Here is a 7,502-nt window from a genome sequence, read left to right as displayed (position 1 = left end):
CAAAGGCAAAGGCAAAGGCAAAGGCAAAGGCAAAGGCAAAGGCAAAGGCAAAGGCTACTAAACCTGCTGTTAGACTCTTACGAATGGTAATAATAAAAAAAACCAGTATCACAATTAGGGAAACTATCCCGATGATGACGTTTTGAGTGCTTTTGATATCAAAAATAGATGCGACCAATTTACCAACTAAGATTGAGAAAAACCCTGATATTCCCGATAGCAGCGATGAGGCTATAAGCAACCCAATAGTCCAACGTCGCTGTAGTCCAGCCTTACCACCTGTGAAGTCAGCATCTTTAAGAATCGCGTTGGTAAAGTTTGCTCCTCTAATATCTGCCTTGCTAAAGTTTGCCCCAGTCAGGTTTTGACCTTTAAAAGAGCGACCTCGAAGATTTTGACCGGAGTAGTCTGGCGGCATAATGGCATACTAATTCGTAATTCGTAATTCAGAAAGTCATATTAAATCTGGGTTTGGGGGTTTGAATCTGGTGACGGATATTAGAGAATTAGTATTACTGAGATTTTATACAAGTTTGCTGTGCAATATTTCGGATTTTGGCAAAATAAAGAAAATATAAAAATTTTGCATGTAATACGTGGTACAAGCGCATGACTGCGTACCCTTACCTTTAAATGCTTAAGTTATCATCAGCAATATTGAAGTTGGTGTCACCATACTTAACCTGTAGTTATCAATATTGCAACTGTAGCAGTCTCACAACTTACGGGAGCGGCTCCCGAACTTATGGGAGCGGCTCCCGAACTTATGGGAGTAGCTCCCGAACTTATGGGAGTAGCTCCCGAACTTATGGGAGTAGCTCCCGAACTTATGGGAGCGGTTCCCGAACTTATGGGAGCGGTTCCCGAACTTATGGGAGCGGTCTAACTCATGACGGGAGCGGTCTACTTTGCAACATTACTCACTAATTGCGGTATTTCAAGCTCTGCCAATTATTCGGTCATAATACAGGAGCGTAGGTGCAGCCCGTCGTAAACATCCCTTTACCAATACCTGTGAGAAGCGGCATCTGTGCCCAGCGTACTGCAAAGAAACCTAACCCCCAACCCCTTCCCTTATAAGGGGAGTAAGATTCAAAGCCTCTCTTCTCTTAGGAGAGAGGTCAAAGTGAATCAAGGGCGGATCAACCTAAACCCAAAAAATTTGAAATCAACGGCAATAGATTGCTGCATTGTTCAACCAACTTTGTGGCACTGGGTAAACTAGAAATTGTCCCTTTTAAAATCTTAATAGCCGTTTTCGCCGCCTTTTGCATTGCCCCTTCTTGAGGACTTTTCCCAGCTTCTGCTAAAGCTTTCACTTGTTCTAATGCCTCAGCTTTATCTTCTTGCGGTCGTCCCGATATTTGGGTGTCGGACTTATTTAGCGCCCAGAAGAATCATCCAGCACAACAATGGAATCAATTTAATCGCCTGGATTACAAGCTTTGTAAGGCGTAAATTTAGTCTTACAGGTTAAAAATGAGCGAACTGACAGAATCTGGCGCAAGTTCAATAATTATTGCGATTGCAGATGAAGCAATCAGTGAATTTTAGGGAAGACTGAGCTTACGTCCTTATTTTTCCTATTTTTCTGTGCTAATTATGAATGAGCAACCGAATTCAATGCCTCCCCTGCGCCGAAGTCTCACTTCACAAGAAACTTGGGGGTTTGGTTTTAGCGGTTTGCTTTTATGGTTAGGGACGGCTCCTGCTATACATGCTGCACTAGGCCCGCAGGCGCTCTGCGTGTGGTTGCCTGGAACCATCATTGGCATACTGCTCAACCTCCAAGTTAAGCGGTTAGGGACATATTTCCCAGAGGTCGCTGGAGGCACCCCAAACTATATGACCCGCTTGCTCCACCGATTCCCAAACTTGGCTCGCTATGGAGCGATTGGCTACCTGCTTGGCTGGGTCTCTGTTCCGCCCATGGATGCGATTATTCTGACCGATTTAATCAAGGCGAATCTGACTCCACTGGGCATTACCTGTCCAGAGACTCTACTCAGAATCGGGTTTACAATTCTGCCCTTTATCGTTGCCTTTAGTGGAACTCGCACGCTAGGCATTTTGCACTCTTTCTTTGTATTTCCGGCGATCGGGTTTCTTCTCACCTTTTGTCTCCAAGGCATTGGTTGGTTGAGTCTTGCCCCCACTAGCCCTGGGGTGCTGCCCGATCTGGGAGCAGGCATTTCCCTGATCGATTGGATGAAATGGTTTTTTATCGCCGTCTATGCAGTTTATGGCTGCGAGACGACATCTTCATTTGTAGCAGATAGCCTCCAACCCAGCGTTACCCTACGGTGTTTGCAGGTGACTGCTGGATTGATTCCAATCGTCTATCTCGGTGGATCATGGGTTTTAATGCGGTTAGCCACAGCCCCCGGATTAGGTGATAGCGCCTATCTCAATCTAGTGGCAGCAGCCCAACCCTTCTGGGGCGCATTTGCCCCCGCTCTTGTCACCTTTCTAATTACGTCAGGGTGTCTCCTTAGCTCTGCGACCGCTGTTTCTAACTGTCCCCGGATTTTGTATCAGTTAGCCAAAGATGGCTACTTACCGCCCGTATTTGCCGTGTTGTCTCGCCGGGGAGTGTTTGAACCAAGCTTAATTTTTACCCTCGGGCTGAGTCTAATTTGTTTGGGGTGGGGCGATGTAGAACGGGTTGTGATGGTGACGGGCACTGGCTATCTGACTTCGATGATGGCAATTCACTTAGGTGAGTGGGTCAGTCGGCGGCGACCAGCAGCCCGATGGCCTTGGTGGTCGCTGGGTTTCTTTGGCATTGAAGCGATTGTTTTGGTAGTGGGCGGATTGGCATGGGGCTGGCAGGACTTAGCCATTGGATTGCTCCTGCCAGGGCTAGTGAGCATAGCAGGCACTCAATTACCGCGCTTGAACGTCCCCCTGTTCCATCCCGATGGGTGGATGCAATGGTATCACCAGCAACCCCATACCAGCAAAACAGATTGGTTGGCATTTCAGGTAATGATCTTAATTAGCTTAGTGTGCAGTGCGGTGAGTATTGGCTGGTGGGCGAGGGCGGGTTTAGATCAGGTGGGTGTGGGGCAAGATGTCGCGTTGTTTAGCATTTTGTTAGTGACGGTTGCCTTCGCGGGAGTAGCGATCGCCTGTTGGACTAGTCTGCCCCAAATTGCCGCCATTACTGAAGCCCGAGAACAGGTCGAACGCACACTGCTGGATTTGCAACAAGCCCAAACGCAACTCGTGCAGGCAGAAAAAATGTCAGCATTGGGTAATTTAGTTGCTGGGGTTGCTCACGAGATGAATAATCCTTTGGGCTTTATTTCTGCTACTCTCCAACAAGTTAAACCCACGATTGCTGATATTATTGAACACTTAAAACTCTATCAAGAAAGTTTAATCAAACCGGGTGATGACATTAAAGACCATGCTGAAGAAATTGACTTGAATTATAGCTTAGAAGACTTGCCCAAAATGATTGATGGAATGGTGATGGCCTGCGAACGCCTGAAAAATGTCAGCACCAGTCTCCGCACTTTCTCTCGTGCAGATAAAGATTATAAAGTGCCTTTTAATATCCATAAAGGCATTGATAGCACAATTTTAATTCTCAAACATCGTCTGAAAGCAAATGAACAACGTCCAGCAATTGAAGTGATGATTGAATATGGTAACTTACCTGAATTCGAGTGTTTCTCTGGACAATTAAATCAGGTATTTATGAATATTTTGGCGAATGCTATTGACGCATTAGAAGAAGCAAATTCTGGGCGGAGTTTTAGAGAAATTAAGGATAATCCCAACCAGATTATAATTACAACTTCAGTGGCAGAGGACAACGTAAAAATATCAATTGCTGATAATGGTAACGGAATAAGTGAAGGAGTTAAAGAAAAAATATTTGACCATTTCTTTACTACAAAAGGAGTCGGTAAAGGTACGGGTTTAGGACTGGCGATCGCTCAGTCTATTGTGGTAGAAAAACATAACGGTTCACTGGTTGTGAATTCTACACTTGGTCAGGGAACTGAATTTGTCATTACCTTACCAATTCTGACTCAGACTCAAAATTAACTTGGTCGAGACTCTGAAATTCTTTGGTCATTATCTCTTCTACTAAATCGACTTCATCAATGGCCCGATCAGGCATTGCCAGTTGCGTAAGTCCTGACAATCTATAATATTATCAACTATTTTTATCTTCCAAACAGTCTAATCGTGCTTTAAGTAAATCTATTTGCAAATAAACAAAATCTCGGAGAAGAGGAACTTTGTTTATTTGTGACTCTAACATGTTTGCTTCTTCCTAAGACTGATTTAACTTAATATTCAAATCATTAAATTTATCGGATATTTGTTCTATTTGCGACTCTAATTTTTTCTATCTTGTTGAGACTGCTTAAACTGAAGCCTCAACTCATCTAACTGTTGAGCAATTTTTTGTATTTTTAAATTAGAATCTTCCGCATTTATCTGAATATCTGGAAATTCTAGGATATTCCCTTCTAATTCCAATGGTAGTTGCAAAAAAGGATTCTTAAATTTTAATATTCCTCTTTCTTCTAGTTTCCATTCCTTCCCACTAGATTGGCTAGAAACCTTGGCGGGTTTAACCAATATAAAATGACTATCTGCTGACGGAGTATCACCACAAAATTCAAACAATTTTTCATACCTAAATTGGTTACTCGACCTATCTCTCTTGTCAAAGATAGAGTTTCTGTCACGAAGGATAATACTCCCTCTGAACTCTTGCAAATAGACAATCGGCAAAAGGAAAGTTTTACGATTGATTATAGTGTGCCTTTTTCTCTGGCTCAATATAGCTTATTTATTGATACTAATAAAAACTCTATTACTTCAAAAGTCGAAGTTGAAAAGTTTGACCAATTTGATAAAAAATTTAAAGCCGTTAATAGTTCAGATATTAATAGTATTATTAAATTGCAAAATTGGAAAATTATTGATAAAAATCAGTTAAATTTTTCGGCATTGATTGAACCTAGTAAATTTCCAAATCCAGGTGTTTATAAGTTTAAATTTGATGTCTTTACTCAGATTTTACAAGCACCTATTTGGTGGAAAGAATGGGACTGGCAAGCCAGAAGCGATGATCAAGATGGCTCAAAAACACATAATTTGGAGGAATTTTTAATTGGACTTAAAAATAGAACAGAAACACTACAGACAGAAAAATCAAATAAGAGTGAAAGTAATAATTGGTTAATTGGTCGTTTTTGTTATGGAATTCAGAAAAACTAAACTTCTATTTAGGACTTATGCATTGACAATAGATACCAAATATAAATAAGTTTTCCGTTACCTGTGCGTAATACCATTTCACGAAAAATCTGATACAGATGCAAACCCTGAAAGCTTTGCTGCATCTAAGTTTTTTAATTGCGAATGGGCGAAAAAGCAAATTGTGAATTGGTATTACATCCATACCACGCGATCGCTGTCTTTATCCCCCTATATAGTATACAAAGACTACTATCTACATCTCTACTTACCAATTAGATACATTGAGCGACAATGCACAGATTATACGTTTAACGCTCAAAGAATTGGATCGAGTTGCACCGAATTCAATCGTACTTATCGTTAGCAAGAAGAGTGGATGTACTTACGCGGATTGCGACGCCGAATAGCCCGTCGTAGACATCGCTACTTCCACCAGAGCAGAAAACCTAGTTTTCGGTTCGGGAACTGTTCTTGATATTGCCAGACTGAGATATCAACTTGGAAAGCAAATGAATGTTGCAAAACTTGACGTTCATGCTTATGTGATTAAAGAGCATGGAGATAGTGAATTTGTCGTTTGGTCTAATGCATTTATTGGGGAATTCCGTTAACTGAATTTCTCACACCACAAGGAGCAACGCTAGAACAAATTCAGCAAGAGTACGCACAGTTAACTCGTAAACGAGGCTATAACATTTTTGAACGCAAAGGAAATACTAGCTATGGTATATCAACAGCAGTTTGTCAGTTAGTTGATACCATCCTGCGAGATGAAATGCAAATATTTCCAGTATCGGTGAGAGCAGATTATAACTTTTTGTAAAGATTGCATAACAAAGTACGTAAAGTTATCTGCTTGATATGGGGAAATTAATAGAGGTTTCCTTTTAGGATGAAATTATATGTCAGTACCAGCTTCTTTAGACCTGTCTAAAACTTTCTTCCTCAACAGCTTACTAGGAGCTAATCAGACAATTTATTTAGATTTCGACAGCAATATCACCTCTGGTACTTTCTGGAACACAAGTAAAGGTCTGGCTAACATTATCACCCCTGCCTTCGACCTCGACAGCGATACAGCATCCTTTAGCTCGGCTGAACTTGAAACAATTCAGTATATCTGGCAGCGCGTCGCTGAGGATTTCAGCCCATTTAATGTTAATGTCACAACGCAGGCTCCAGCAGATATTAACGATCTGATTAAGAGCGGCAGTGATGATACTCGCTGGGGGGTGCGTGTTGCAATCGGCGGTAGCAGTTACGATTGGTATGGTAAAGGAGCCAGAGGAACCGCCTTAGTTGGTTCTTTCAACCAAAATAGTGATACTCCTGCCTTTGTTTTTGCTGAAAATACGATAGGTGATGAGAACGATACGGCTAATATTATCTCTCATGAAGTAGGTCATACGCTAGGACTTGAGCATGATGGACAAATAACCCCCGCTGAAGAATACTACTATGGACATGGTAGTGGAGAGACCGCCTGGAGACCGATCATGGGATTGGGGTATTACGACGAGCTAGTCCAGTGGAGTAAAGGCGAGTATGCTTCTGCTAACAATACTGAGGATGATTTGCAAATTATTACGACCCAAAATGGGTTCACCTACCGAGCCGATGATTGTGGTGATACAATTGCGACAGCAAAGCCACTAACCATTTTTAGTACGTCTATCAGTGGTAGTGGCATCATTGAGCGCAATACAGATTTAGATTTTTATAGTTTTGTCACAGGTACTGGTCTGATTAGCTTGATAGTGAATCCTTTTAGTCGAGGGCCAAACTTAGACATTTTGGCAGAGCTATACAATTCTGCTGGTACCTTAATTGCGTCGTCCAATCCAACAGATTTACTATCTGCAAGTATTACAACAAATGTCGTTGCTGGAAATTATTACCTCAAAATTGATGGTATAGGAAAAGAAAATCCTCTTTCAACTGGCTATACGGATTACGGCAGTTTGGGGCAGTATTTTATCAGTGGTACTCTAAACTTTCCTAATATCCAGCGATGGGCAACTGGTCAAGGCGGGTTTTGGGATACTCAAAAATGGCTAGGCGGCGATTTTAACGCAGATGGGAAAGATGATTTAGTCAACGTCTTCAACGATGAAGGTCTAGCTAGTATTGATACTCACTTATCTAATAGTGAGAGTTTTGATAGCCAGCGATGGGCAACTGGCCAAGGTGGGTTTTGGGATACTCAAAAATGGCTAGGCGGCGATTTTAACGCAGATGGGAAAGATGATTTAGTCAACGTCTTCAATGATGGG

The 7,502-nt window shown here is 41.9% G+C and carries 5 protein-coding genes and 4 pseudogenes; 6 read left to right on the top strand and 3 right to left on the bottom strand.

Features of this window, described 5'->3' with window-relative positions:
• A partial coding sequence (locus ACFE93_RS03785; protein ID WP_375472084.1) for a pentapeptide repeat-containing protein occupies positions 1–418 on the bottom strand: 418 nt, incomplete at its 3' end.
• Positions 419–745: 327 nt separating this feature from the next.
• Between ACFE93_RS03785 and ACFE93_RS03780 the strand changes: the two genes are divergently transcribed.
• Entirely contained in the window at positions 746–886 is a 141-nt protein-coding gene (locus tag ACFE93_RS03780) for a hypothetical protein (protein WP_375472083.1), read from the top strand.
• Between the two features lie 256 nt (positions 887–1,142).
• Here the strand turns inward: ACFE93_RS03780 and ACFE93_RS03775 are convergent.
• Positions 1,143–1,352: pseudogene (locus tag ACFE93_RS03775) on the bottom strand (hypothetical protein); the annotation flags it as partial.
• 250 nt (positions 1,353–1,602) lie between these two features.
• Between ACFE93_RS03775 and ACFE93_RS03770 the strand changes: the two are divergent.
• Together ACFE93_RS03770 and ACFE93_RS03765 are read left to right on the top strand one after the other, a co-directional pair.
• A pseudogene (locus ACFE93_RS03770) lies at positions 1,603–2,631 on the top strand (PAS domain-containing sensor histidine kinase); the annotation flags it as partial.
• Positions 2,632–3,195: 564 nt separating this feature from the next.
• Positions 3,196–4,059: pseudogene (locus ACFE93_RS03765) on the top strand (sensor histidine kinase); the annotation flags it as partial.
• Positions 4,060–4,356: 297 nt separating this feature from the next.
• On the opposite strand, the gene ACFE93_RS03760 reads toward ACFE93_RS03765, so the two are convergent.
• On the bottom strand, positions 4,357–4,650 hold the full coding sequence (locus ACFE93_RS03760) for a hypothetical protein (protein ID WP_375472082.1): 294 nt from the start codon (positions 4,648–4,650) through the stop codon (positions 4,357–4,359).
• A 15-nt stretch (positions 4,651–4,665) separates the two neighbouring features.
• On the opposite strand from ACFE93_RS03760, the gene ACFE93_RS03755 reads away from it, so the two are divergent.
• The 3 genes and pseudogenes from ACFE93_RS03755 to ACFE93_RS03745 form a co-directional block, all read left to right on the top strand.
• The gene (locus ACFE93_RS03755) at positions 4,666–5,247 is read left to right on the top strand and encodes a hypothetical protein (protein ID WP_375472081.1); all 582 of its coding nucleotides are present in this window, start codon (positions 4,666–4,668) and stop codon (positions 5,245–5,247) included.
• Between the two features lie 401 nt (positions 5,248–5,648).
• Positions 5,649–6,052 (top strand): annotated as a pseudogene (locus tag ACFE93_RS03750) (hypothetical protein).
• 79 nt (positions 6,053–6,131) lie between these two features.
• Positions 6,132–7,502 (top strand): M66 family metalloprotease (locus ACFE93_RS03745; RefSeq protein ID WP_375472080.1); only part of this gene is annotated, 1,371 nt, incomplete at its 3' end.

This window comes from uncultured Nostoc sp., assembly GCF_964247315.1.
Lineage (GTDB): Bacteria > Cyanobacteriota > Cyanobacteriia > Cyanobacteriales > Nostocaceae > Nostoc.
The sequence above is the reverse complement of the archived record's forward strand: the minus strand, read 5'-3'. Positions and strand labels throughout refer to the sequence as shown.